This window comes from Streptomyces sp. NPDC001108 (genome assembly GCF_053598535.1).
In genome coordinates this window covers 32,796-55,262 of record NZ_JBSFKL010000026.1, presented here as the reverse complement: position 1 = coordinate 55,262, position 22,467 = coordinate 32,796, and the positions used below count along the sequence as shown (strand labels likewise).

Sequence of the window (22,467 nt, the reverse complement as noted above, 5' to 3'; positions counted from 1 at the left end):
GCGTGCGCGTGCCCCTGGCTCCCGTAACCGATGACCGCGACCTTACGGCCCTGGATGATGGACAGGTCGGCGTCGTCGTCGTAGAACAGCTCGGCCACTGGGTTTCTCCTTGGTGTGCAGGTGTTGCGTCCCACCGTACGGCGGGGTGCGTCAGATACGTTTTCGGGTCTCGCCATACGGGCGGCGAGCGGCGGGCCCTTCGGGGGCTACGCCGTGCGGTCGAGGGCGCGCAGCGACCGGTCGGTGATCGAGCGCGCGCCACGGCCTATGGCGATGGTGCCCGACTGGACCAGCTCCTTGATGCCGTACTGCTCCAGCATCTTGAGCATGGCCTCCAGTTTGTCGGTGCCGCCGGTCGCCTCGATCGTGACGGCCTCCGGGGAGACGTCGACGGTCTTGGCGCGGAACAGCTTGACGATCTCGACGATCTGGGAGCGGGTCTCGTTGTCGGCCCGGACCTTCACCAGGACGAGTTCGCGCTGGATCGCAGCGGAGTGCTCGAGTTCGACGATCTTCAGGACATTGACCAGCTTGTTGAGCTGCTTGGTGACCTGCTCCAGGGGCAGGTCCTCGACACTCACCACAATGGTGATGCGGGAGATGTCGGGGTGTTCGGTGGTGCCGACCGCGAGCGAGTCGATGTTGAAGCCGCGGCGGGAGAACAGGGCGGTGATCCGGGCGAGGACACCGGGCTTGTTCTCGACCAGGACGGAGAGCGTGTGCTTGGTGGACATGGCGTCGGTCTCTCTCTGTCTCTCAGTCGTCTTCGTTGTCGCCGAAGTCGGGGCGCACCCCGCGGGCGGCCATGACCTCGTCGTTGGAGGTGCCGGCGGCGACCATCGGCCAGACCATGGCGTCCTCGTGGACGATGAAGTCGATCACGACGGGGCGGTCGTTGATCGCGTTGGCCTCTTCGATGACCTTGTCCAGGTCGGCCGGGTCCTCGCAGCGGATGGCGTGGCAGCCCATGGCCTCGGACAGCTTGACGAAGTCCGGGACCCGGGTGCCCTTCGCCGGGGCGCCCTCGGTGTCCGCGCCGGAGTGCAGCACGGTGTTGGAGTAGCGCTGGTTGTAGAACAGGGTCTGCCACTGGCGGACCATCCCGAGGGCGCCGTTGTTGATGATGGCGACCTTGATCGGGATGTTGTTGAGCGCGCAGGTGGTGAGTTCCTGGTTGGTCATCTGGAAGCAGCCGTCGCCGTCGATCGCCCAGACCGTGCGGTCCGGCATCCCGGCCTTGGCGCCCATCGCGGCGGGGACCGCGTACCCCATCGTCCCGGCACCGCCCGAGTTCAGCCAGGTGGCGGGCTGCTCGTACTGGATGAAGTGCGAGGCCCACATCTGGTGCTGGCCGACGCCCGCCGCGAAGATGGTGCCCTCGGGGGCGAGCCGGCCGATGCGCTCGATGACCTGCTGCGGCGAGAGGCTGCCGTCCTCGGGCAGGTCGTAGCCGAGCGGGTAGGTCTCGCGCCAGCGGTTCAGGTCCTTCCACCAGGCCGTGTAGTCGCCCACATGGCCCTCGGTGTGCTCGGCCTGGACGGCCTGGACCAGATCGGCCAGGACCTCGCGGGCGTCCCCGACGATCGGGACGTCGGCGGCGCGGTTCTTGCCGATCTCGGCGGGGTCGATGTCGGCGTGGACGACCTTGGCGTACGGGGCGAAGCTGTCCAGCTTGCCGGTGACGCGGTCGTCGAAGCGGGCTCCGACGGCGACGATCAGGTCGGCCTTCTGGAGCGCGGTGACGGCGGTGACCGCACCGTGCATGCCCGGCATTCCGACGTGCAGCGGGTGGCTGTCAGGGAATGCGCCGAGCGCCATCAGCGTGGTGGTGACGGGCGCTCCGGTGAGTTCGGCGAGGACCTTCAGTTCGGCGGTGGCGCCGGCCTTGATGACACCGCCGCCGACGTACAGCACCGGGCGTTTGGCCTGGGTGATCAGCTTGGCGGCCTCGCGGATCTGCTTGGCGTGCGGCTTGGTGACCGGGCGGTAGCCGGGCAGGTCCAGGGTCGGCGGCCAGCTGAAGGTGGTCCGCGCCTGGAGGGCGTCCTTGGCGATGTCGACCAGGACCGGGCCCGGACGGCCGGTGGAGGCGATGTGGAAGGCCTCGGCGATCGTGTGCGGGATGTCCTCGGCCCTGGTGACCAGGAAGTTGTGCTTGGTGATCGGCATGGTGATGCCGCAGATGTCGGCCTCCTGGAAGGCGTCCGTGCCGATCGCCTTGGAGACGACCTGGCCGGTGATCGCGACCATCGGGACGGAGTCCATGTAGGCGTCGCCGATCGGGGTGACCAGGTTGGTGGCGCCGGGGCCGGAGGTGGCCATGCAGACGCCGACCCTGCCGGTGGCCTGGGCGTAGCCGGTGGCCGCGTGCCCGGCACCCTGCTCGTGGCGGACCAGCACGTGGCGGACCCGGCTGGAGTCCATCATCGGGTCGTACGCCGGGAGGATGGCGCCGCCGGGAATGCCGAATACCGTGTCGGCCCCCACCTCTTCGAGGGAGCGGATGAGGGACTGCGCGCCCGTGACGTGCTCAACGGTGGCGGCGGACGATCCGCCGTTACGGGCCCGCGGCTGGGGATGGTGGGCCCCGGTGGCCTGCTCGGTCATCGGCATTCTCTTCTCGAAGCTGAGGGTTTCTGCGGGTGCTTTGCGACAGTTTGCGTAGTGCCAGTGCAACAAAAAACCCCTCGTGCCGTGAGGCAAGCGAGGGGAGCGCGTCGGTATGGGTCTGCGGAGTGCCGTGCGGGACTCAGCTTCAGCCGACGCGCTGTCCAAGTACGAGAATTCGGGTGCGCATGGCAATGACCCTCTCTCCGACGCACTCGCGATGTCAAGTGGGTGGGATGGGCGTCTCACCATGTGATCCGCTGAGGAGGGGTACGGAACCGCCGGTCAGTACCGGCTGGGCCAGCCTCCCGCCGGGCACCTGGAATTCGCCGCGGGCCAGCGTGCGCCGCAGCCGGTACTCGTCGAGGGGGCCGGAGAAGGCCATGCCCTGGCCGTGCGTACAGCCCATGGCGCGCAGCGCGAGGACCTGCTCCGGCCGGTCCACCCCGTCCGCCACCGACTGGAGGCCGAGATCGCAGGCGATGCGGAGCAGACCGCTGGTGATCTTGTGCAGCCGGGCGGACTCCACCACGCCCTCGACCAGCTCCCGGTCCAGCTTGAGCACGTCGATGGGGAGCCTGCGCAGGGCGTTGATCGCGGCGTAGCCGCTGCCGAAGCCGTCGAGCGCGATACGGACCCCGATGCGGCGCAGGGCCACGAGACGCTGTTCCAGCTCGTCGAAGGAGATCCTGGGGTCGCTGTCGGCGACCTCGATCATCAGCGCCCCGGACGGCAGGCCGTGCCGGGTGAGCAGCGCCTCGACGGAGCCGGACGGCATCCCCTTGTCGAGGAGGCGGCGGGCGGGGAGCCGTACGGCCACGGAGGCCGGGTGCCCGGCCCTGGCCCGCTCGGCGGCCTGCTCGATGGCCTCTTCGAGCAGCCAGCGGCCCAGCTCGGCGGTGCGGTCGCCGTCCTCGGCGACGCGGAGGAACTCGGCCGGGGTGAACAGGATGCCCTGGGTCGAGCGCCAGCGGGCCTGGGCGGAGACGGCGGCGACCGTGCCGCTGGCGAGGTTCACCACGGGCTGGTGCAGCAGGGCGAACTCGCCGTCGCGCAGGGCGGTGCGCAGCCGGGCCGCCAGCTCGGAGCGGCGTACGACGTCGGCCTGCATCTGCGGGGCGTACAGCTCGACCCGGTCCTTGCCGCCGGCCTTGGCGCGGTACATGGCGAGGTCGGCGTTGCGCATGAGGTCGCTGGGGCTGATGCCCGGTTCGGCGAAGGCCACTCCGATGGACGCGGCCACCCGGACGTCGCCGGTGCCGACCCGGTACGGCTGGGAGAGGGTGAGGCGGAGCCGGTCGGCGATCTCGTGGACCTGGCATTCCCGGGCCGACTGGTCGCGGGTGCCGTCGCCGAGGATGATCGCGGCGAACTCGTCGCCGCCGAGGCGGGCCGCCGTGTCGCCGGCCCGGACGGATTCCTGGAGGCGGCGGGCGGCCTGGACGAGGAGCTCGTCGCCCGCCTGGTGGCCGTGGCGGTCGTTGACCGCCTTGAAGCCGTCGAGGTCGATGAAGAGGACGGCGGTGCCCTGGTCGCCGGAGCGGCGGCCGCCGAGGGCCTGGCGGACCCGTTTGGTGAACAGGGCGCGGTTGGGCAGGTCGGTGAGCGGGTCGTGCTCGGCGTTGTGCTGCAACTGGGCCTGGAGGCGCACTCTTTCGGTCACGTCGCGGCTGTTGAGGATCAGCCCGCCCTGGTGCCGGTTGACCGTGGACTCGACGTTGAGCCAGTCGCCCGTGCCGGATCTGAAGCGGCACTCGATCCGGGTGGTGGGCTCCTCGCTCGGCGGGGCGGCGAGGAACCGGCGCACCTCGTGGATCACCCGCCCCAGGTCCTCGGGGTGGATGATCGAGGAGAGCTCGGCCCCGACCAGTTCCTCCGCCTCCCGCCCGTACACCCCGGCGGCGGCGGGGCTGACGTAGCGCAGGACGCCGTTGGGGGCGGCGATCATGATGACGTCGCTGGAGCCCTGCACCAGGGAGCGGAAGTGGTTCTCCTTCTGGGCCAGTTCCTGGGTGAGGGCGATGTTGTCGACGAGCATGATGCCCTGCCGGACCACCAGGGCGAGCACCACCGTGCAGCCGGTGAAGATCACGACACGGTCCACCCGGCGGCCCTCGATGGCGTTGTAGAGGATGCCGAGCGTGCAGACGGCGGCGGCGAGATAGGGCGTCAGGGCGGCCAGGGAGCCCGCGATGGGGCGGCTGGCCGGCTGCCCCCCGCGGGGCGGGAGGGCGGCGGGGCCGTCCGCCGTCCGGTCGGCCCCCCAGGGGGCGTAGGCGAGGAGCAGGGAGCCGGCGAACCAGCCCGCGTCCAGCATTTGGCCGGAATGATAGGTCTGCCGCAGCAGCGGTGAGGTGAACAGCGCGTCGGACAGTACGGTCAGGGCGAGCGCGGCCACGGCGGTGTTCACCGCGGAGCGGTTGACGCTGGAGCGGCGGAAGTGCAGCGCCAGCACCATGGAGACCAGCACGATGTCGAGGAGCGGATAGGCCAGCGCGAGCGCCACCCGGGCCACGCTCACGCCCTCGGCGTCCACCAGGTGCGCGGTGTGGGCGAGGGCGAGGCTCCAGGAGAGCGTGAGGAGCGATCCGCCGATCAGCCAGGAGTCCAGCGCGAGACAGAGCCAGCCGGCCCTGGTGACGGGGCGCTTGGCGAGGACGAGCAGCCCGACGATGGCGGGCGGCGCGAAACAGAGGAACAGCAGGTCGGCCAGGGAGGGGGTGGGTACCGGGCGCCCGAGCACCACCTCGTACCAGCCCCAGACCGCGTTGCCCGCGGCGGCCATGAACGAGGAGAGCGCGAAGAGCATCCAGGCGGGCCGGAACCGGCTGCTGCCCTCCCGCGCGTACCGGTAGCAGGAGACGGCGGCGACCAGCGCCGCCGCGCTGAGGCCGAAGTCGCCCATGAACAGGGCGATTTGCGAGGAGCCCCAGCCGAAGGCCGAGCCCACGGCGTATCCGGCCCAGACGACACCGAGAAGGATCTGCCAGAGCAGCGGGGACACGCCGCCCGCGGCCGACCTCCGGAAGAGCAGCGCCCCGAGGGCGTCGGCCGGCGCGCTCACCGGGGGGCCCCGGGAATCGCCGCGTACTCCGGCCCTCGTCGGTTGTCCGGTGGTGTCGGATCGTGCGCCCATCGCCCGTGCATCACCCGTCGCCCCCTCGCGTGTCGCGTCCTCCCCGGCGCCGTCCCTCCACTCCGCGGCTCAGCGCCCCTTTCGGGACGATACACCAGACTCGTCACACAGGGACATAGTCCCTCTACTCTCCGTGACGACCTGGGAGGTTGTCCGGTACCGTGCGCGACGGCGCCCCCGCGTTGCGTGGTCAGCCGGTGGTGAGCACCACGTTCCGCACCGGTTCTCCCGCGGCGAACCGCCCCAGCTGTGCGGCCAGCAGGCGCTTGGCGCGCGGGAGGAAGGCCGAGGAACTGCCGCCCACGTGCGGGGTGATCAGGACGTGGGGAGCATGCCAGAGCGGGTGGCCCGGCGGCAGGGGTTCCGGGTCGGTGACGTCGAGCGCGGCCCGGAGCCGGCCGGACTCCAGTTCGGACAGCAGGGCGGCTGTGTCGACGACGCCGCCCCGTGCGACGTTCACCAGCAGCGCCCCGTCCTTCATCGCGGCCAGGAACCCGGCGTCGACCAGCCCCTGGGTGGACGGGTTGAGCGGGGTGGACAGCACGACGACGTCGGCCTCGGGCAGCAGCCGGGGCAGCTCGTCGAGCGCGTGCACGGGACCGCGCGCGGATGCCCGTGCGGAGCGCGCGACGCGCACCACCCGCGCGCACTCGAAGGGTTCGAGCCGGTCCTCGATGGCGGCGCCGATGGACCCGTACCCCACGATCAGTACGGACCGGTCGGCGAGCGCCGGGTAGAAACCGGACCGCCACTCCTCCGCGTCCTGGCCGCGTACGAAGCCGGGTACGCCGCGCAGGGAGGAGAGGATCAGGGTGAGGGCCAGCTCCGCGGTGGACGCCTCGTGGACCCCCTTGGCGTTGCAGAGCCGTACCCCGGCGGGCAGCACGCCGAGCCCCGGCTCGACGTGGTCGATGCCCGCGGTCAGCGTCTGCACGACCCGGACGCCCGTCATCCCGGCGAGCGGCCGCACCGACACCTCGGCCCCCTTCATGTACGGCACGACGTAGAAGGCGCAGTCGGCGGGGTCCGCGGGGAAGTCGGGCCCGCCGTCCCAGTGACGGTACGTGAGCGACTCGGGGAGCCCGTCGATCCCTCCGGCCGGGAACGGAAGCCACACCTCGGTCGTCCTCGCCGGTGCGGGGCTGTCGGGGATGTTCGTCGAAGTCATGGTCAGGAGGCTAATCCTCACCGGAGGGGTGATCGTCGGAGGCCGTGCGCGGTGCGGTTAGCGGCAGAGGTTACTTTGGGGTGTGCGGTGCGGTCCCGCCACGGCGGGGCATGGGCCCGGTTCGGCGGTGGGCCCGGGGAGGATCGGGGAGTTGGAGCGCAGGAGTCTCGGTGCGGCGGCGCTCGCCGTGGGGGCGGTCGGTCTCGGCTGCATGCCGATGAGCTGGGCGTACAGCGCCTCGCAGCAGCGCGGTGACCGCGCGTTGCGTACGGTGCACGCCGCGCTCGACGCGGGCGTCCAACTGCTCGACACGGCCGACATGTACGGGCCGTTCACCAACGAGCTGCTGGTCGGCCGGGCGTTGAAGGGCCGCAGGTCGGAGGCGTTCGTCTCCACCAAGTGCGGTCTGCTGGTGGGTGATCAGCACATCGTGGCCAACGGCCGTCCCGGCTATGTGCGGCGGGCCTGCGACGCCTCGCTGCGCCGGTTGCAGACCGATGTGATCGATCTGTACCAACTGCACCGGCCCGACCCCGAGGTGCCGATCGAGGAGACCTGGGGCGCGATGGCGGATCTGGTGACCGCCGGGAAGGTGCGGGCGCTCGGGCTCTGCGCGGTCGGGGCGCGGGCCTCACGGCGTTCCGGGTCCCGCATGTACGACGAAACGATCCGTCAGCTGGAGCGGGTGCAGCAGGTCTTCCCGGTGAGCGCGGTGGAGGCGGAGCTCTCGGTCTGGTCGCCGGAGGCGCTGGAGTCCCTGCTGCCGTGGTGCACCACGCGCGGGGTGGGGCTGCTGGCCGCGATGCCGCTGGGCAGCGGCTATCTGACGGACACGCTGACGCCGGGGCAGGGCTTCGAGCCGGAGGACCTGCGGGCCCGGCACCCCCGGTTCACCGCGGAGATGATGGCGGCGAACCAGCCGGTGGTCGTGGGGCTGCGCAGGATCGCCGAGCGGCACGGGGCGAGCGCCGCGCAGGTGGCGCTGGCCTGGGTGCTGCGGCAGGGGCCGCACGTGGTGCCGGTGCCGGGGACCAAGCGGGAGCGGTGGGCGGTGGAGAACGCGGGGGCGGCCGGGCTGCGGCTGACCGCGCGGGACCTGGCGGAGATCGCCGCGCTGCCCCGTGCGCAGGGGTCGTGGGACTGAGACGCCGCCCCGGTGGCGGCTCGCGTTCATGGGGTAGGAACGGTGGTCGGGTGTCCGTCGAAGGGATCGGTGCTGTGCGCGGTGTTCTGTTCGGATCTGTACGAACCCCTGCCGGGCGGCGGGGGCGCCGGGGCCCGGGCGGCCCGGTGGTGGCCGCGCTGGCGGCCGGGGCGCTGGCGCTGACCGCGGGGTGCTCCTCGGGCGGGGGCCCCGGCGCGGCGGGCACCGCGAGCACACCGCCCGCCTCGCACCCGGCTCCGGCGTCCTCCTCCCCCGCGGCCCCGCCGCGGCCGCCCGCCAAGGGCTCGGTGAAGGTGGTCTCGACGCTGACCGGGGGCCTGGACTCGCCCTGGGGGCTCGCGGCGCTGCCCGGCGGCGATCTGCTGGTCTCCTCCCGCGACAAGGGGACGATCACCCGGATCGACGGCACGACCGGGAAGAAGACCCTGCTGGGCTCGGTGCCGGGGGTGGCGCCCTCCGGTGAGGGCGGGCTGCTGGGCATCGCCGTCGCCCCCACGTACGACGTGGACCACATGGTGTACGCGTACTTCACGACCGCGTCCGACAACCGCATCGCCCGGATGCAGTACGACGAGGACGGCACCACTCCGGGCCGGCTGCTCGGTGCGCCGGACACGATCCTGCGCGGCATCCCGAAGGGGTCGCTGCACAACGGCGGACGGATCGCGTTCGGTCCGGACCGGATGCTGTACGCCGGGACCGGCGAGACGGGGGACACCGGGCTCGCGCAGGACAAGGAGTCGCTGGCCGGCAAGATCCTCCGGATGAGCCCGGACGGGCAGCCGGTGCACGGCAATCCGGCGGCCGACTCCGTGGTGTATTCGTACGGTCACCGCAATGTGCAGGGGCTCGCCTGGGACGGGCAGGGGCGGCTGTGGGCGTCCGAGTTCGGCCAGGACACCTGGGACGAGCTGAACCGGATCGTGCCGGACGGGAACCACGGCTGGCCGCAGGCCGAGGGGAAGGCGGGGAAGAAGGGGTTCGTGGATCCCGTGGCGCAGTGGAAGACGTCCCAGGCGTCCCCGAGCGGGATCGCCTTCGCCGAGGGGTCGATCTGGATGGCGGGGCTGCGCGGCAAGCGGCTCTGGCGGATCCCGCTCTCCGGCGGTGAGCGGGAACCTTCCGCCGCGCCGCAGTCGTTCCTGGAAGGGAAGTACGGCCGTCTGCGCACCGTGCTCGCCGCGGGCGGCGACAAGCTCTGGCTGGTCACGAGCAATACGGACACCCGTGGCACCCCCGGGCCGGAGGACGACAGGATCCTGCTGCTGACCGTGCGGTAGCGGGGCGACAGCGCGGGAAGGACGTGCGGCCGGTGTTCAACTTCTTCGAGGAACTCTTCGCGCCGGGCCGCAAGCACACCAACGACGAACGGAAGCGGCTGGAGCTGTCCCGGGTGGATCTCGGCACCGGCGATCCGGGGCGCGGCCCGATAGACCTGGCCTCCGGGAAGGTGGTCGTCAGATCGCCCGGCGCGGACCGGGAGTCCGGTCCGGACGCGGCGCCGGGCGATCCCGACGACCAGGGCTGAGCGGGGTTCCCGCCCGGCCTTCGCGGGTCAGCCCGTCCGTCGGACGCGGGCCGAGGTGATCGTGCCGTCGAGCACCGTGTAGGTGCCGGTGTACGTCTGCCGGGAGCCGTCCGTCTGGTACGCGGTGATGTCCACGTGGACGGTGTCTCCCACGGTGTCCGTCACCCGGACGTCGTCGCTCGCCGTTTCGGCGAAGCCCGAGGTGAACGCGGAGAAGCTCTTGGTGAGGTTCTTGCCGCCGAGTTCCCAGGCCGTGTCGTAGTCGCCGCTGTTGATCGCCTCGTAGTAGCTCCGCACCGTGTCCGCCGGTCCGTCGGGCGCGGGCGGGACTTCCTCCTGGGCCGGCGGGTCGGGCTCGTAGGTGTCGCTCCCGTACGGGTCGGGCTCGTAGGTGTCGTCGCCGTACGGGTCCGCGGTACCGGGGAGGTCGTCGCCGAAGGCCGTCGGGGGCGGGCCGGACGGGGTGGTGAGGACGGTTCCCCCGCCCCCGGCGCCGTCGTCGCCCGACCGCACCCAGACGGCCGTGCCCGCCACGGCGAGCAGGAGGACGACGAGGGCCGCCACGATCAGCACGCGGGACAGGTCGCTGTCGGGGGGCGGCTCCCCGCTGCCCGTCGCCGGGGAGGAGCCCGGCACCCAGCGCTGTCCCTCCGCGTCCCACTGGCTCATCGGACTCCGCTCCTCATCCGCCGAGCTGGGCGATGGCCTGGACCACCGCGGCGGCCGAGGCGAGCCCCGCCGCCGCGGTCGCTCCGACGTCCAGCCGGTCCCGGAGCCAGCGCAGGCGGTCCCGGCGCACCCGGCCGTCGCCGGCCGCCGCCCCCTCGACCTCCGCGAGCCCCGCGTCGAGTTCCGCGACCTCGTCGGTCCTGGTGAGCACCCCGAGGTGACCGCGCAGGGTGGCGACGGCCGCGAGCAGTTCGGGCGACGCGGCGACCAGTTCCCGCGAGGAGTCCACCGCGTGGGCGTCGTCGCCGGAGGCCACCGCGCCGCCCGTCATCGTGCCGATGCCGATGCCGCCCGCGACGGCCGGCGGGGCGGACGCGGCACCCGGCGGGTGCTCCATCGTCGCGGAGTCCGCCACCCGCTCACCGCGGTCCTCGGCGTGCGCACGCGCTCCGGTCGCCGCCGCGCCACCGGTCATCAGGCCGATGGAGATCCCACCGGGCGCCCGGTCCGCCGTGCCGGCGCCGCTCCCCCGGTCCTCCCGGCCGTCCGTGTCGTCCCCGCGTTCCCCGTCATGGATGCTGTCGCCGTTCCCCGTCATCGGATGTCTCCCTTCCCGTGGGCCGCCGAGGCGCCCTCGCCCGTGGCGACCGCGCCGCCGTGCATCGTTCCGATGAACACCCCGCCGCCGCTGACGGTGACGACCTGGCGTTCGAAGTCTCCGGTCTCGTAGTTCTTCGCCCGCAGCGCCTCGCGCACTCCGGTCGCGATCCGGTCCTGCACCGTCCGTACGTACCGCTTGACGTCCATCTCCTGGAACACCGACAGTTCGGCCGTGCTGCCCAGCTCCCGTACGGAGGTGACCGGTCCGTCGGGGAAGGCGCGGCGCGGGTTGGCCAGCCAGGTGCGGAACTCGGCCATGACCGCGTTCGCCAGGGAGGTCCCCGCCGCGAAGTTGGCGGCGGGCGTCGCGAGCACGGCGCGGACCGCGTCGCGCAGGGGGTCGGGTTCGCCCCGGGCCTCGATCACGTCGACGGCCTGGAACTCCGGCCGCACCGGGGTGAGGACGTGCGGGACGACCTCCAGGACGAGCATGCCGCCCTGGGTGTGGACGCGTACGAGCACCGAGACCACGATCTGTTCGTCCCATGCCCCGACCCGGATGCGCAGGAAGTGGCGGCGGCCCTCCGCGCCCTCGCCGACCGCCTCGGCGAGGTGCCGGTCGACGGCCGACGGTCCGTAGTCGACCTCCCAGCGGGCCGAGCCGGTCGGGAGGTAGACGAACTCCTCGACCTCCAGGGCCCGCAGACGGTCCCTTCCGGAGGCCGCGGCGGAGGTGCGCAGGGCTTCCAGCTGCGGCTTGATGAGGTCGATGACCTCCCGTCCGGTGAGCGGACCGGCCGCGGTGCCGGAGTCCGGCTCCGGGCGGGGGCCGGGCAGGCCGTCCGCCCGTCCGCCGTCGCGCTTCCTCAGCTCCATCACCAGCGACCACGGCTCCTCGTAGGGCCGTCCGGCACCGATGAAGGGACGGAACGGGTCGTAGATCGTGAGGGTCGCGTACTGCTCGCGGGCGATGGCCCCGGCGATGCGCCGGTAGCGGGCGGTGTCGGGGAGCGGCTCGCGCTTCATTCCGGGGAAGTCCGCGGAGCCCAGCTCCGTGCGCATGACCCGGGTGACGTGGCTGCGGTACGCCCACACCGGCAGCGTCAGCAGCAGGGGGAGGACCACCGCCGTCCAGGCGCCGGTCCCGCTGACGAGGGCGAACACCGCGGCGACCCAGTACGTGAGCGCCGCGACGGCGGGCAGGACCGGGAGCAGCATCTTCAGCCGGCCGCTGGTGGCCTGTTCGACCATCCGCCGGTCCAGGGTGAAGAGCGCGACCCCGAGTCCGGTCGCCACGCGTACGCCGCCGAGGAGGACGCAGACCAGGGCGTACCCCAGCCACCAGGGCAGCGGCAGCAGGGGCTCGGACCCCACACCGGCGAATCCGAGCCCGATGAACAGGACCCACAGGACCAGCAGCATCAGCGCGGTCCGGACCTCCGCGCGGCGGGCGCGCAGCGCGTGCGCGAGGACCGGCAGCGCGTCGACGCCGAGCGAGGGGGCGACCGGGCGCTCCTCGTGCAGGACGAGTTCCTGGATCACGCGTCGCCGGAAGTCGCTGTCGAGGTGGACCCCCGCGCACAGCAGCCGGGTGGCGTCGCTGCGTCTGCCTTCGTACGGGGCGTTGCCGGGGCGCCGCGCCCTGCCGTCGTGGGAGGCCGGCCGGCCGGCTCCGCCGCGCCCGTCGCTCGTTCCCGGGCGCTGCCCGGGTCGCTGTTCGGTCATGTGGCGCTCTCCTCCGTTGTCCTCGCGATGTGGGGGGAACCGTGCCCCGGCGGGTCGCGCCGGGGCACGGCCCCTGCCGCCGGTGCCGGGTCAGTCCGCGGCGTCGAAGGCGGACGTGAGACGGGGTATGTAGTCGGCGAAGGCGGCGGCCCAGCAGCCGTAGTTGTGGCCGCCGTTGCACTGCGGCGAGAGCGAGGAGCCGTCGCCGTAGTCGACGAACCGGCTCTTCAGGCCGAGCGCGTCCAGCCGGGACTTGACGTTCCGGGAGGCGATCGCGGTGTAGTGGTCGATGAGGTCGTTGTCGCCGGTGTAGAGGGTGATGCCGGTGCCGTCGAGCCTGGCCAGGTTGACCGGGGCGGCCGGGTCGACCGCCTTCCAGATCCGGTCGGCGTCGAACACCGGGTACGGGGAGCCGAAGATCGCGTCGCTGTCGACGACGGGCCCGTAGCCGGTGCAGTCGCCGGTACCGGAGGTGCTCAGGGCGCACCAGGCGCCGGGCAGGTTGAGCTCCGTGGCCAGGACGACCGCGCGCACCTCCGCCATGCCGAAGTCGATGCCGCCGGAGAGCGCGGCGACATGGCCGAAGAGGTCGGGGCGGGCCTCGGCGTAGTGCAGGGCGCCGAAGCCGCCCATCGACAGCCCGGTGACGGCGCGGTGGCCCCGGTCGGCGAGGGTGCGCAGATTGGCGTCGATGAAGGGGACGACCTGCTTCAGGTGGAAGGTCTCCCAGTTCGCCGCGCCCTCGGCGGTGTTCTGCATGACCCAGTCGGCGTACCAGCCCTTGCGTCCGCCGTCCGGTACGACGGTGATCATCTTGTCCGAGCGCAGCGCGGGGACGGCCGCGGCGTCGTCCGGGCTTCCGGGACCGCCGTGCAGGAAGTACGTCACCGGCCAGCGCTTGTCCGGCTGGGTGCGGTAGCCGCTGGGCAGGAAGACGCGGATCTTGTGCTGCCCGGAGAGCTGCGGGGTGGTGACGGTGATGGTGAAGTCGGTGTCCGAGTGGACCTCGGTGCCTCCGGCGACCTGGGTCAGGCCGAATCCGTCGGTCAGTACCGGCGGGGCGGCGGGCCCCTCGGCGTGGGCGAGCGGGGTGGTGAAAGCCAGGGCCGTGGTCAGCGCGGCGACGGCCACGACCGTTCTCGTCCGGGCTCGCCAGGTGGTCGGCGGGGACGTTCTCATCGGGGGTCCTCTCCGGGAAGGGTGGGTGGACGGCACGCGTGGGTGGCGCCGGCGGAGCGGGTCACAGTGCGCAGAACGCGTCCGTCAGGGCCTTGCCCGTGTGGGCCTGGCCCGGCGTGCCGCCCTGCATGTGGAACTCGTTGTTGACGTGCAGCACCTGTTCGGTGCCGTCCTCGCTGCTCAGCCAGTTGTTGAAGTAGCCCAGCACCGCGCCGTTGTGGCCCCAGGCCCACTTGCCGCAGGGCAGCTTCTGGCGCTCGATGCCCAGCCCGTAGCCGACGTCGGTGGTCACGGGAACCGTAGTCTTCAGCTCGGTCATCTGCTGGGGCTTCAGGAGTTTTCCGGTCATCAGCGCCCGGGAGAACGCGGCCAGGTCGTCCAGGGTCGACACCATGGCCCCGGCGCTGCCGGAGACCTGCACGTTGGAGACCGTGTCGTCGTTGACGAAGATCGCCCGGAGTGCGTAGCCGTGCAGGTGGTTGCCGTGGAGGGCGGGGTCGGAGGTGGGGAAGCTCGTGTCGTTCAGACCGAGCGGGGCGATGATGCGGCGCTGGATCTCTGCGGCCGGTTCGGCACCGGTGACGGCCTTGACGACCATGCCGGCGAGCGCGTAGTTGGTGTTGGAGTAGCCGAATTTCTCGCCCGGGACGCTCGTCGGCGCGTGCAGCCCGAGGGCGACGTCGACCAGGGTCTGCGGCGGGTACGCCTGCCGCTGGTTGATGTTGAGGAAGTACGGCGTGCTGATCTGGACGGAGCGGAGGTAGTCGGGCAGGCCGGAGGTGTGGTTCAGCAGCTGGCGGATCGTGATCCGCTTGCCGTCGTAGCCGTTGGCGGCGACCGCACCCGGCAGCCAGTGGTCGACGGTGTCGTCCAGCGAGAGCCTGCCCTCGCCCTCCAGTTGGAGCAGGACGGTGGAGACGAACGCCTTGGTGTTGCTGCCGATGCGGTACTGGGCCTTCGGGTCGGCGGGGACCTTGTTGGCGACGTCGCCGTAGCCGGCGTGCACGTACTGGGCGGTGTCGCCCTTCCTGACCATGCCGGTCACGCCCGGGTAGCCGTCGGCGACGCCCTGCTGGGCCCCCGCCCGGAGGATCTCGGCCGGCGTCTGCCCGGCGGCGGCCGGGGCGGCGACGGCCGGGCCGACGCCGGTGGCGAGCAGGCAGGCGGCGGTGGCCACCGGCAGCAGCCACCGGCGGTGGCGGCGCGGCGGCGGTCCGTCGAGGTTCGTCATCTTCTTCTCTGTCCCTTTCGGTTGTCCGGGCGTTCCGTGACCGCCCCGCGCGACGCTGCCGTTCCTCAGTACCGGCACATGGCCGTGAGGATCAGGAGGAGGACGAGAACGCCCACGGTCCGCAGACAGCCGGATCTTCCCTCCGGGTTCTTCCGGTTGGTCTCCACATGGCCGCCCGCGGGAATTCCCGGGTGCTGTTTCGCGTAATGCTCCAATTGCCGCTGGGCGCCCTCGTATTCGGCGAGCCACGCCGTCTTGAATCCGCATTCGCCGCACCAGAACCGGAAGGCCATGTCAATTCCTCATGAGTCGCGGAAGGAGAGAGCCACGAGAGGCGGCCGGGTCCGGCGTCGGGCCGGTCCGTGTCCCCCGGGCGCCGTTCGCGCCCGGGGTCCCGACGGGTGCGCCGCCCCGTGTCGGCGCTCCCTGCCGGGCACCACCGATCGTCGCGTTCACGCCGATCGGCGTACAGGACATGCGACCGGCCATATATGACCGGTCGCCGCCGGTAGGGTCTTCGCGACCGCGCACGGTGGTGGGAGGGGTGTCGAAGTGGCGGACCGGCTGGGCACGTTGTTGCGTCGGCTGCGTCATGGAGCGGGACTGACGCAGGAGCAGTTGGCCGAGCGGTCCGGGGTGAGCGTGCGCACGATCCGCAGACTGGAGACCGGCGGATCCGGCGACTACCGGCTGGGGACGGTGGAGTCGCTGGCGGACGCGCTGGAGGCGGGGGCCGAGGACCGGCGGCGGCTCGTGGCCACGCTCGCGGGACCGGCCGCCGGGGCTCCGGCGCCCTCCCCCGTTCCCGCCCGGAATTCCGGGACGGAGGAGAAGAAGGAATCCGGGAATTCACCCGTTCCGGCGGACCGGAATTCCCCTGCGGCCGTATCCGTTCCTCGCTCCATCGCCACCGCGGCCGATGAATTGGCACGGGAGATCCGGCGGCGTTGGCAGCGCGAGGAGGAGCACCGCCGGGTGCACGATCCCTTTCCGCTCCCGGTGCGCTGGCGGGACGCCCCCGCATCGCTGACCGACTTCTCGGAGAACATTCAGCGCCTGCCGCCCGGGGCAACCCCGGACCGGATGGACCTCAGCGGCGAACTGGGCGGCGTCGCCGACGTCTACCGGCGCGTCCTGTCCGGGCGGCTGGTGGTGCTGGGCCGGGCCGGTTCCGGCAAGTCGGTGCTGACGATCCGGTTCGTGCTGGACCGGCTGGCGGACCGGCGGGAGCGGGAACGGGTGCCGGTGCTCTTCAGCGTCGGCTCCTGGGACCCCACCGCCGTGGCGCTGCGGGACTGGCTGATCGACCGGCTGCTGCGCGACCACCCGCATCTCACCCGCCGCGCCCCCGGCGGGTCGACGCTGGCCGCCGCGCTGGTCGACTCGGATCTCGTCCTGCCGGTCCTGGACGGGTTCGACGAGATCGCGGAGGGACTGCGCGGTACGGCCCTGGAGGTGCTCAACGCCACCTCGGTCCCGCTCGTCCTGACCAGTCGGCGCGCCGAGTTCGCCGAGGCCGTCGAGAAGGTCCGGGCCCCGCTGGTCTGGGCCGCCGGGATCGAGCTGACCGATCTCACCCTCGACGACCTGGCCGACTACCTGCCCCGGACGGCCCGGCCGGTCCCCCGCGAGGACGGCGCGAGCCCGGCGGTCTGGACCGCCGTACTGGACCGGCTGCGTGCCCCGGGGGCCGGGGCCGCGCCTCCGCTGGCCCGGGTACTGCGCACCCCGCTGATGGTCGTGCTGGCGCGGACGATGTACAGCGACTCACCCGACCGCGACCCCGCGGACCTGCTGGACACCGGGCTGTTCCCCGACGAGAACGCGCTGGAGGAGCACCTGCTGGCGGGGTTCGTGCCGACGGTCTACCGGCGCCGCGTCGCCGAACGCGGCGCCACCGGCCCCCGCGTGCGCCACCCGGACCCGAAGCGGGCCGAGCTCTGGCTCGGCCATCTCGCCCACCACCTCGCCCGCTCCGACCGCGACCAGCAGGACCTGGCGTGGTGGCGGATCGGTGATTCGCTGCGGCTGTCCGTCCGGCTGCTGGCGGTGGTGGCGGCCTCGGCGCTCTGCGTCGCGCTCGCCTACTGGGTGGTCAACCTGTTCCGTCTGCCATTTCCGAACGGCGAGGTGCTGCTGGTGGGCGGTTCGATGGGGGTGGTCGCCGGTCTCGCGTTCGGGTGCGTCCACGCGGTCCTGGTCCGCCTCGGCGGGATGGCCTTCGAGCCCGCCCATGTGCGGCTGCGGCTGCCCGGGACCGGGACCGGGGTCGGCCGCGGACCGGTGCGCACCTTCGCCGCCCGGTTCGGTGCCGTGCTGCCGGGCGGGTTCGTGATGGGCGTCGGCTGCGCGCTGGCCCTGGCCCTCCAGCGCGCGGTGTTCCACGGGGTTCCGCTCACCGACGGGGCGGTGATCGAGGGCACCCTCATCAACATGCTGGTCTTCGGGCTGATCTTCGGGACGGGCGCCGGGCTGGTCTTCGGGGTCATGGCCGCGCTGGAGGCGCCGCTGGACGTCGCCTCGGCGGCCACTCCGGCCGGGCTGCTGGCCTCGAACCGGGCGACGGTGGTCCGTCAGGTTCTCGTCCTGGCCCCGCTGCTGACCCTGGCCATCGCGGTGGGCGGCCGCCTGTTCGCCGAGCTGCTCGACGGCGTCCTCGGGCCGCTGTACTGGCCCTTGGCGGACGCGGTGTTCATCGGGGCCGTCGGCGGGCTCGGCGGCGCCTTCGCGTACGCGCTCTCGTTCACCGCCTGGGGGCGCTGGCTGGTGCTGTCGCGGGTGTGGCTGCCGCTGACAGGCCGACTGCCCCGGGACCCGATGGCCTTCCTGGACGACGCGTACCGCCGGGGCGTGCTGCGGCAGACCGGTGCGGTGTACCAGTTCCGGCACATCCGGCTCCAGCACCATCTGGCCCGCTCGTACCGCGAGCACCGCAGGGGATACGCACCGGCCCGCTTCGACGCCGCGCCGCCCTCCCGTCAGTCCTGACGCGAGCGCCACTCCGGGGCGAGCACCGCCCAGATCTCCGAGTCGTGCCGCTCGCCCCGGTACAGGTAGCTCTCGCGGAGCACCCCGTCGCGCGTCATGCCGAGCCGGCGGGCGACGGCGGTGCTGGCGGTGTTCCCGGCCGAGGCGATCCACTCCACCCGGTGCATGCCGCGCTCGTACACCGCCCAGTCGATCAGCTTCCGGGAGGCGCGGGTCACCAGTCCGCGGCCCTGGCCCGCCGGCTCCAGCCAGCAGCCGATCTCGCAGTTGCCGGAGGCGGCGTCGAAGACGCGGAACAGCACGCCGCCGACGAGGGTGCCGTCCAGCCAGATGCCGTAGAGCCGCCCGGTGTCGGACGCCTGCTTCTCCGCGTACCGCCGCAGCAGGTCGCGGGCCGAGGCGAGGTCGGTGGCGAAGGAGGCGAACGGGATCCACGGGTCGACGACTTCCCGGGCCCGGTCCACGTGGTCGAGGAACTCCTGCGCCTGCCAGATCTCCAGCGGGCGCAGCTCCGCCCCGTCGTCCCCCAGGGATACCGCGAACATCATGCTCCTTCTCGTACCGCTTCCGGTGTCTGCGGGATCTTCGCACGGCCCGATTCCCGCGCGTCGGGGATTTCGATGCTGATCCGGGGCAGCAGCCGGTCCAGCCGGCGCGGCAGCCACCAGTTCGCCCCGCCCAGCAGGTGCATCAACGCCGGGACCAGCAGGGTCCGCAGGACGAAGGCGTCGAGCGCGACGGCCGCGGCGAGGGCGATGCCGAACATCGCGATGACCCGGTCGCCGCTGAGGACGAAGGCGAGGAAGACCGAGATCATGATCACGGCGGCGGAGTTGATCACCCGGCCGGTCTCCGCGAGGCCCACCCGGACCGCCCGCCGGTTGTCGCCGGTCTCCAGCCACTCCTCGTACATCCGCCCCACCAGGAACACCTGGTAGTCCATCGAGAGCCCGAAGAGCACCGAGACCATGATCACTGGCAGGAAGGGTTCGATCGGACCGGAGCTGCCGAGCCCCAGCGCCTCGCTGCCCCACCCCCACTGGAAGACCGCGACGACGACCCCGAAGGAGGCGGCGACCGCCGCCACGTTCATCACGGCGGCCTTCAGCGGGATGGCGACCGACCGGAAGGCCAGCAGCAGCAGGAGGCAGCCCAGGCCCACGACCACGCCGACGAAGAGCGGTAGTTTGCCGACGATGATCCGGGCGAAGTCGTCGTAGCTCGCCGTCACTCCCCCGACATGGGCCTGGAGCGAGGTGTTCTCGGCGGTGCGCGGCAGGACGTCGGTGCGCAGCCGGTCCACGAGGTCGCTGGTCTCCCGGGACTGCGGCGCGGAGTCCGGTACGACGGTGACGAAGGCGGTGTCGCCGCCGCTGTTGTACGTGACCGGGCCCACCGAGGCCACGCCCGGGGTGGTCCGCAGGGTGGTGGGCAGTCCGTCCATGGCGAGCCGGTCGTCCGCGCCGTCCAGCTGCGCGGCGATCGTCAGCGGCCCGTTGACGCCGGGGCCGAATCCGTCCGCCAGCAGGTCGTACGCCTTCCTGGTGGTCGACGTGGCGGGGTTGTTGCCCTGGTCGGAGCTGCCCAGGTGCAGGGAGAAGGTGGGCAGCGCCAGTACCAGCATCACCATGGCGGCCAGCGCCCCGAGCAGTGTGGGGTGGCGTTCGACGAAGGCGGACCAGCGGGCGGCGAACCCGGTGGGCACCTCGGGCCGCGGGCCGTGCTCGGCGAGCCGCCGGCGCTCGCGCCTGCTCAGCGCCCGGGTGCCGATGAACGACAGCAGGGCCGGGAGCAGGGTCACCGAGGCGGCCACGGTCAGGACGACGGTGAGCGAGGCCGCGATCGCCACCCCGTTGAGGAACCCGAGCCGCAGGATCAGCATGCCGAGCAGCGCGATGCAGACGGTGGCCCCGGCGAAGACCACCGCGCGGCCGGTCGTCGCGACGGCGTTCTGCGCGGCCTCGGTGACGGAGAGGCCGCCGCGCAGCCCTCTGCGGTGCCGGGTGACGATGAACAGGGCGTAGTCGATGCCGACGCCGAGCCCGATCAGCATGCCCAGCATGGGGGCGAAGTCGGCGACCGTCATCAGATGGCCGAGCAGCACGGTGCCCGCGTAGGCGGTGCCGACGGAGACCAGGGCCGTGGCGATGGGCAGCGTGCTGGCGGCGAGCGAGCCGAAGGCGAGGAACAGGACGCCCGCCGCGACGAGGACCCCGACGACCTCGCTGAGATGGGCGGAGGGCGCCTCGGTGAGGGCGACGGCGGGGCCGCCCAGCTCCACCTGGAGATGGTCCCCGGCGGCCGCCCGCGCGGTGTCGACGACGGCCCCGACCTGCTGCGCCGGAATGTCCTCGACCCGCTGGTCGAAGGTGATCGCGGCGTAGGCGGTGCGTCCGTCGGCGCTGATCTGCGCGGTGCCGGACGCCCCGTACGGGCCGGTGACCGCGCCGACCCCGGGCAGTTCCTCGACGGCGTGCAGGGTCCGGGTCATCGTCTGGCGGACGTCGTCGGCCCGCACGGTGGAGTCGGAGGTGTGCCAGACGATGGTGTCGGTGTCACCGCCGAGGTCCGTGAAGCCGCTCCTGAGGAGATCGGCGGCCCGGCCGGACTCGGTGCCGGGGACGTTGTAGTCGTTGGAGTACGCGGAACCCGCGAGGACCGCCGCGGTGGCCGTGCCGCCGAGGGCGAGCAGCCAGAGGAGAACGGTGAGGAGACGGTGCCTGATGCACCAGCGGGCGATGGCGGCCAACGGACGTGCTCCCTGCTGGTTCGTGGCCCCGGGGCAGCATGGAACACGGATCTGCCGCGCAGGACGCATGACCTGAGAACTGTCACTCTTGCAGCCGAATATGATCCTTTGTCTCTTTCGTGGCCTTACTCACAACAGCTGCGGAAGGGGCGCCGCGGCCCCCCTCCGCGACGGCGGTCCGGCCGTCTCACCCGGCTCGTCGTTCCTCCGCCTCCAGTTCGTCCTCGAACTGCTCCTCGATCTCCGCGATGCCCTTCCTCACGGCCTCCGCCAGATGGACGGGGCAGGTCAGCGGCTCGCTCCCGAAGCCCTGGCCGGAATCCGCTCCGGGGGTGTGGAGGCGCACGATGCGTGCCAAGCGGTCGGAGACGCGCTCACGGTCGGGCGCATGGCCGTCCGCGTGGTCGCAGGCGCCGCCGGGCAGGGTGGTGGCGGCGGTACGGAGGATGCCGAGGATCTCGCGGGCGATTCCGTACGACAGCTCCAGGGAGTCGGCCGCCGTGCCCATCAGGAGCAGCAGGACGGTCCGCTCGGGGTCGGGTCCGTCCGGGTCGAGCCGCTCGTAGCGCCGGGCCGCCCAGAGCGCCGCCTCCTCGGAGGCCGTCCCGTCCTGGAACGGGGCGTGCCGCGCGCTCAGCGACTCGATGTCGAGCCGGCCGTCGGGGCGCAGGTACACCCGGTCCAGATGTGCCGTCTCCCGGGTGCCGAAGAGCCGGTCGACCGCTTCGCGCAGATGGTCCCGGGCCTCGACGGCGAGGGCGCGCAGGAAGGTGGGGCATGTCCATGCCTCCAGCGGGGCCCCGTATCCGTCCGCGTGCTCCTTACGCAGGACGGCACGGCCGCCGGGGCTCTGCAGGTGGATGCCGTCGGCGGCCTGCTGGTCGCTGCCGGAGCCCAGGGCCGGGTGGTCGCCGCCCCCGTGCGCGCAGGCCCCGTCCGGCAGCAGCGGCAGTACGGACTCCAGGCCCTCGATCATGTCGTCGAGCAGCGACCGCTGTCTGATCCGGCCCGACCCCGCGTACCAGCAGTTCGCATGGGCGACGACGACATAGCCGGCGAGAGCGGCCCGGGATGGGTCGCCGGGCGGTACGGCGTGGATCTCCAGGTCCCAGAGCGGTTCACCGTTCGGATAGTCGTTGAGCACACTGCCCAGGCGGCGGATGTACCTCTGATGGTCTTCGGGGACGATCTCGGGGATGCCGTCCGCGCTGCCCGGCAGGATCACGTCGGCGGCCGTCCGCGCCCATCCGGCGGCATTGCGGGGGCAGGAGTCGGCCCCGTCCCACTCGTCGAACGGAACCTCGACGTCCGGCGCGTCGGACAGTCCGTCCACGTCCGACTCCCACTCCTCCAGGCTGTCGGTGTACGGATGGTCCGCGTGCCCGCACCCGCCGGCCCGGAGGCCCCGCCGGCCCAGGGCGTCGGCGGCGGCGCCCAGCGCGTCCACCACGGCCCGCTCGACGGCCGCGCCGCGTCGCCCGAGGACGTACGGCGCCATGTTCACCAGCCCGAAGACCAGCAGGACCGCCTGCTCGCCGTCCGGTTCGGCGGCGAGCAGGCGGGCGCACTCCAGGACGACGGGATCCGCCTCCTCGGGGGCGGCGCCCGCCGTGACTCCGTACCACTTCTCGATCAGTTCGTTCATGATCAGGGACACGTGGGCCACGCCGCCGTGGTTCCGGTGGGCACCGGGCTCCCCTGCGGAGGGCCTGCCGGGCGGGC

Annotated in this window: 18 protein-coding genes; 4 read left to right on the top strand and 14 right to left on the bottom strand. The window is 72.5% G+C overall.

What is annotated here, in order from left to right:
* The 5 genes from ACWC97_RS32415 to ACWC97_RS32395 form a co-directional block, all read right to left on the bottom strand.
* On the bottom strand, nucleotides 1-98 hold a 98-nt coding region (locus ACWC97_RS32415), incomplete at its 3' end, for a hypothetical protein (RefSeq protein WP_318273256.1).
* Nucleotides 99-206: 108 nt separating this feature from the next.
* The gene (gene ilvN / locus ACWC97_RS32410; protein WP_352280798.1) at nucleotides 207-734 is read right to left on the bottom strand and encodes an acetolactate synthase small subunit; all 528 of its coding nucleotides are present in this window, start codon (nucleotides 732-734) and stop codon (nucleotides 207-209) included.
* Between the two features lie 22 nt (nucleotides 735-756).
* Complete coding sequence (locus ACWC97_RS32405; RefSeq protein WP_385211740.1) at nucleotides 757-2,613, bottom strand: acetolactate synthase large subunit; 1,857 nt, start codon at nucleotides 2,611-2,613, stop codon at nucleotides 757-759.
* Between the two features lie 217 nt (nucleotides 2,614-2,830).
* The gene (locus ACWC97_RS32400; protein WP_450653235.1) at nucleotides 2,831-5,671 is read right to left on the bottom strand and encodes a putative bifunctional diguanylate cyclase/phosphodiesterase; all 2,841 of its coding nucleotides are present in this window, start codon (nucleotides 5,669-5,671) and stop codon (nucleotides 2,831-2,833) included.
* 262 nt (nucleotides 5,672-5,933) lie between these two features.
* Nucleotides 5,934-6,911 carry a 2-hydroxyacid dehydrogenase gene (locus tag ACWC97_RS32395; protein ID WP_450653233.1) on the bottom strand — a complete coding sequence of 326 codons (978 nt, stop codon included), beginning with the start codon at nucleotides 6,909-6,911 and terminating at the stop codon, nucleotides 5,934-5,936.
* A gap of 151 nt (nucleotides 6,912-7,062) precedes the next feature.
* Here ACWC97_RS32395 and ACWC97_RS32390 point away from each other — a divergent pair, with 151 nt between their 5' ends.
* The 3 genes from ACWC97_RS32390 to ACWC97_RS32380 all read left to right on the top strand — a co-directional run bounded on the left by ACWC97_RS32390 (nucleotide 7,063) and on the right by ACWC97_RS32380 (nucleotide 9,604).
* Entirely contained in the window at nucleotides 7,063-8,055 is a 993-nt protein-coding gene (locus ACWC97_RS32390; protein ID WP_352280806.1) for an aldo/keto reductase, read from the top strand.
* A gap of 74 nt (nucleotides 8,056-8,129) precedes the next feature.
* Nucleotides 8,130-9,356, top strand: a complete 1,227-nt coding sequence (locus tag ACWC97_RS32385) for a PQQ-dependent sugar dehydrogenase (protein ID WP_450653231.1) — start codon at nucleotides 8,130-8,132, stop codon at nucleotides 9,354-9,356.
* A gap of 32 nt (nucleotides 9,357-9,388) precedes the next feature.
* Complete coding sequence (locus tag ACWC97_RS32380) at nucleotides 9,389-9,604, top strand: DUF6191 domain-containing protein (protein WP_352280808.1); 216 nt, start codon at nucleotides 9,389-9,391, stop codon at nucleotides 9,602-9,604.
* A 27-nt stretch (nucleotides 9,605-9,631) separates the two neighbouring features.
* Here ACWC97_RS32380 and ACWC97_RS32375 read toward each other — a convergent pair whose 3' ends face one another.
* The 6 genes from ACWC97_RS32375 to ACWC97_RS32350 form a co-directional block, all read right to left on the bottom strand.
* The gene (locus tag ACWC97_RS32375; RefSeq protein WP_450653229.1) at nucleotides 9,632-10,273 is read right to left on the bottom strand and encodes a hypothetical protein; all 642 of its coding nucleotides are present in this window, start codon (nucleotides 10,271-10,273) and stop codon (nucleotides 9,632-9,634) included.
* 13 nt (nucleotides 10,274-10,286) lie between these two features.
* Nucleotides 10,287-10,871, bottom strand: coding sequence for a hypothetical protein (locus ACWC97_RS32370; RefSeq protein WP_450653227.1), 585 nt, complete (start codon nucleotides 10,869-10,871; stop codon nucleotides 10,287-10,289).
* A complete protein-coding gene (locus tag ACWC97_RS32365) occupies nucleotides 10,868-12,598 on the bottom strand; it encodes a hypothetical protein (protein WP_450653225.1) in 1,731 nt (576 codons plus the stop codon). Before ACWC97_RS32365 ends, ACWC97_RS32370 begins: the two co-directional genes overlap by 4 nt.
* A 90-nt stretch (nucleotides 12,599-12,688) precedes the next feature.
* The gene (locus ACWC97_RS32360; protein WP_352280816.1) at nucleotides 12,689-13,777 is read right to left on the bottom strand and encodes an alpha/beta hydrolase; all 1,089 of its coding nucleotides are present in this window, start codon (nucleotides 13,775-13,777) and stop codon (nucleotides 12,689-12,691) included.
* A gap of 61 nt (nucleotides 13,778-13,838) precedes the next feature.
* On the bottom strand, nucleotides 13,839-15,008 hold the full coding sequence (locus ACWC97_RS32355; protein ID WP_450653223.1) for a serine hydrolase domain-containing protein: 1,170 nt from the start codon (nucleotides 15,006-15,008) through the stop codon (nucleotides 13,839-13,841).
* Nucleotides 15,009-15,073: 65 nt separating this feature from the next.
* Nucleotides 15,074-15,301, bottom strand: coding sequence for a hypothetical protein (locus ACWC97_RS32350; RefSeq protein ID WP_450653221.1), 228 nt, complete (start codon nucleotides 15,299-15,301; stop codon nucleotides 15,074-15,076).
* 259 nt (nucleotides 15,302-15,560) lie between these two features.
* Between ACWC97_RS32350 and ACWC97_RS32345 the strand changes: the two genes are divergently transcribed.
* On the top strand, nucleotides 15,561-17,996 hold the full coding sequence (locus ACWC97_RS32345) for a helix-turn-helix domain-containing protein (RefSeq protein ID WP_450653219.1): 2,436 nt from the start codon (nucleotides 15,561-15,563) through the stop codon (nucleotides 17,994-17,996).
* Here the strand turns inward: ACWC97_RS32345 and ACWC97_RS32340 are convergent.
* The 3 genes from ACWC97_RS32340 to ACWC97_RS32330 form a co-directional block, all read right to left on the bottom strand.
* Nucleotides 17,987-18,541, bottom strand: coding sequence for a GNAT family N-acetyltransferase (locus tag ACWC97_RS32340; RefSeq protein WP_352280839.1), 555 nt, complete (start codon nucleotides 18,539-18,541; stop codon nucleotides 17,987-17,989). The two genes, ACWC97_RS32345 and ACWC97_RS32340, sit on opposite strands and share 10 nt — an antisense overlap.
* The gene (locus ACWC97_RS32335) at nucleotides 18,541-20,745 is read right to left on the bottom strand and encodes an MMPL family transporter (protein ID WP_450653217.1); all 2,205 of its coding nucleotides are present in this window, start codon (nucleotides 20,743-20,745) and stop codon (nucleotides 18,541-18,543) included. The genes ACWC97_RS32340 and ACWC97_RS32335 overlap by 1 nt, the downstream gene beginning before the upstream one ends.
* Before the next feature lie 187 nt (nucleotides 20,746-20,932).
* Nucleotides 20,933-22,411 (bottom strand): hypothetical protein, encoded by a 1,479-nt coding sequence (locus ACWC97_RS32330; protein ID WP_450653215.1) that lies wholly within the window; start codon nucleotides 22,409-22,411, stop codon nucleotides 20,933-20,935.
* Nucleotides 22,412-22,467: the final 56 nt, after the last annotated feature.

Bases quoted from the DNA above. Each gene is read 5' to 3' on its own strand.
- ACWC97_RS32375 (WP_450653229.1), bottom strand. From the start codon at position 10,273: ATGAGCCAGTGGGACGCGGAGGGACAGCGCTGGGTGCCGGGCTCCTCC.
- ACWC97_RS32370 (WP_450653227.1), bottom strand. From the start codon at position 10,871: ATGACGGGGAACGGCGACAGCATCCATGACGGGGAACGCGGGGACGAC.
- ACWC97_RS32395 (WP_450653233.1), bottom strand. From the start codon at position 6,911: ATGACTTCGACGAACATCCCCGACAGCCCCGCACCGGCGAGGACGACC.
- ACWC97_RS32350 (WP_450653221.1), bottom strand. From the start codon at position 15,301: ATGGCCTTCCGGTTCTGGTGCGGCGAATGCGGATTCAAGACGGCGTGG.
- ACWC97_RS32365 (WP_450653225.1), bottom strand. From the start codon at position 12,598: ATGACCGAACAGCGACCCGGGCAGCGCCCGGGAACGAGCGACGGGCGC.
- ACWC97_RS32360 (WP_352280816.1), bottom strand. From the start codon at position 13,777: ATGAGAACGTCCCCGCCGACCACCTGGCGAGCCCGGACGAGAACGGTC.
- ilvN (WP_352280798.1), bottom strand. From the start codon at position 734: ATGTCCACCAAGCACACGCTCTCCGTCCTGGTCGAGAACAAGCCCGGT.
- ACWC97_RS32340 (WP_352280839.1), bottom strand. From the start codon at position 18,541: ATGTTCGCGGTATCCCTGGGGGACGACGGGGCGGAGCTGCGCCCGCTG.
- ACWC97_RS32355 (WP_450653223.1), bottom strand. From the start codon at position 15,008: ATGACGAACCTCGACGGACCGCCGCCGCGCCGCCACCGCCGGTGGCTG.
- ACWC97_RS32405 (WP_385211740.1), bottom strand. From the start codon at position 2,613: ATGCCGATGACCGAGCAGGCCACCGGGGCCCACCATCCCCAGCCGCGG.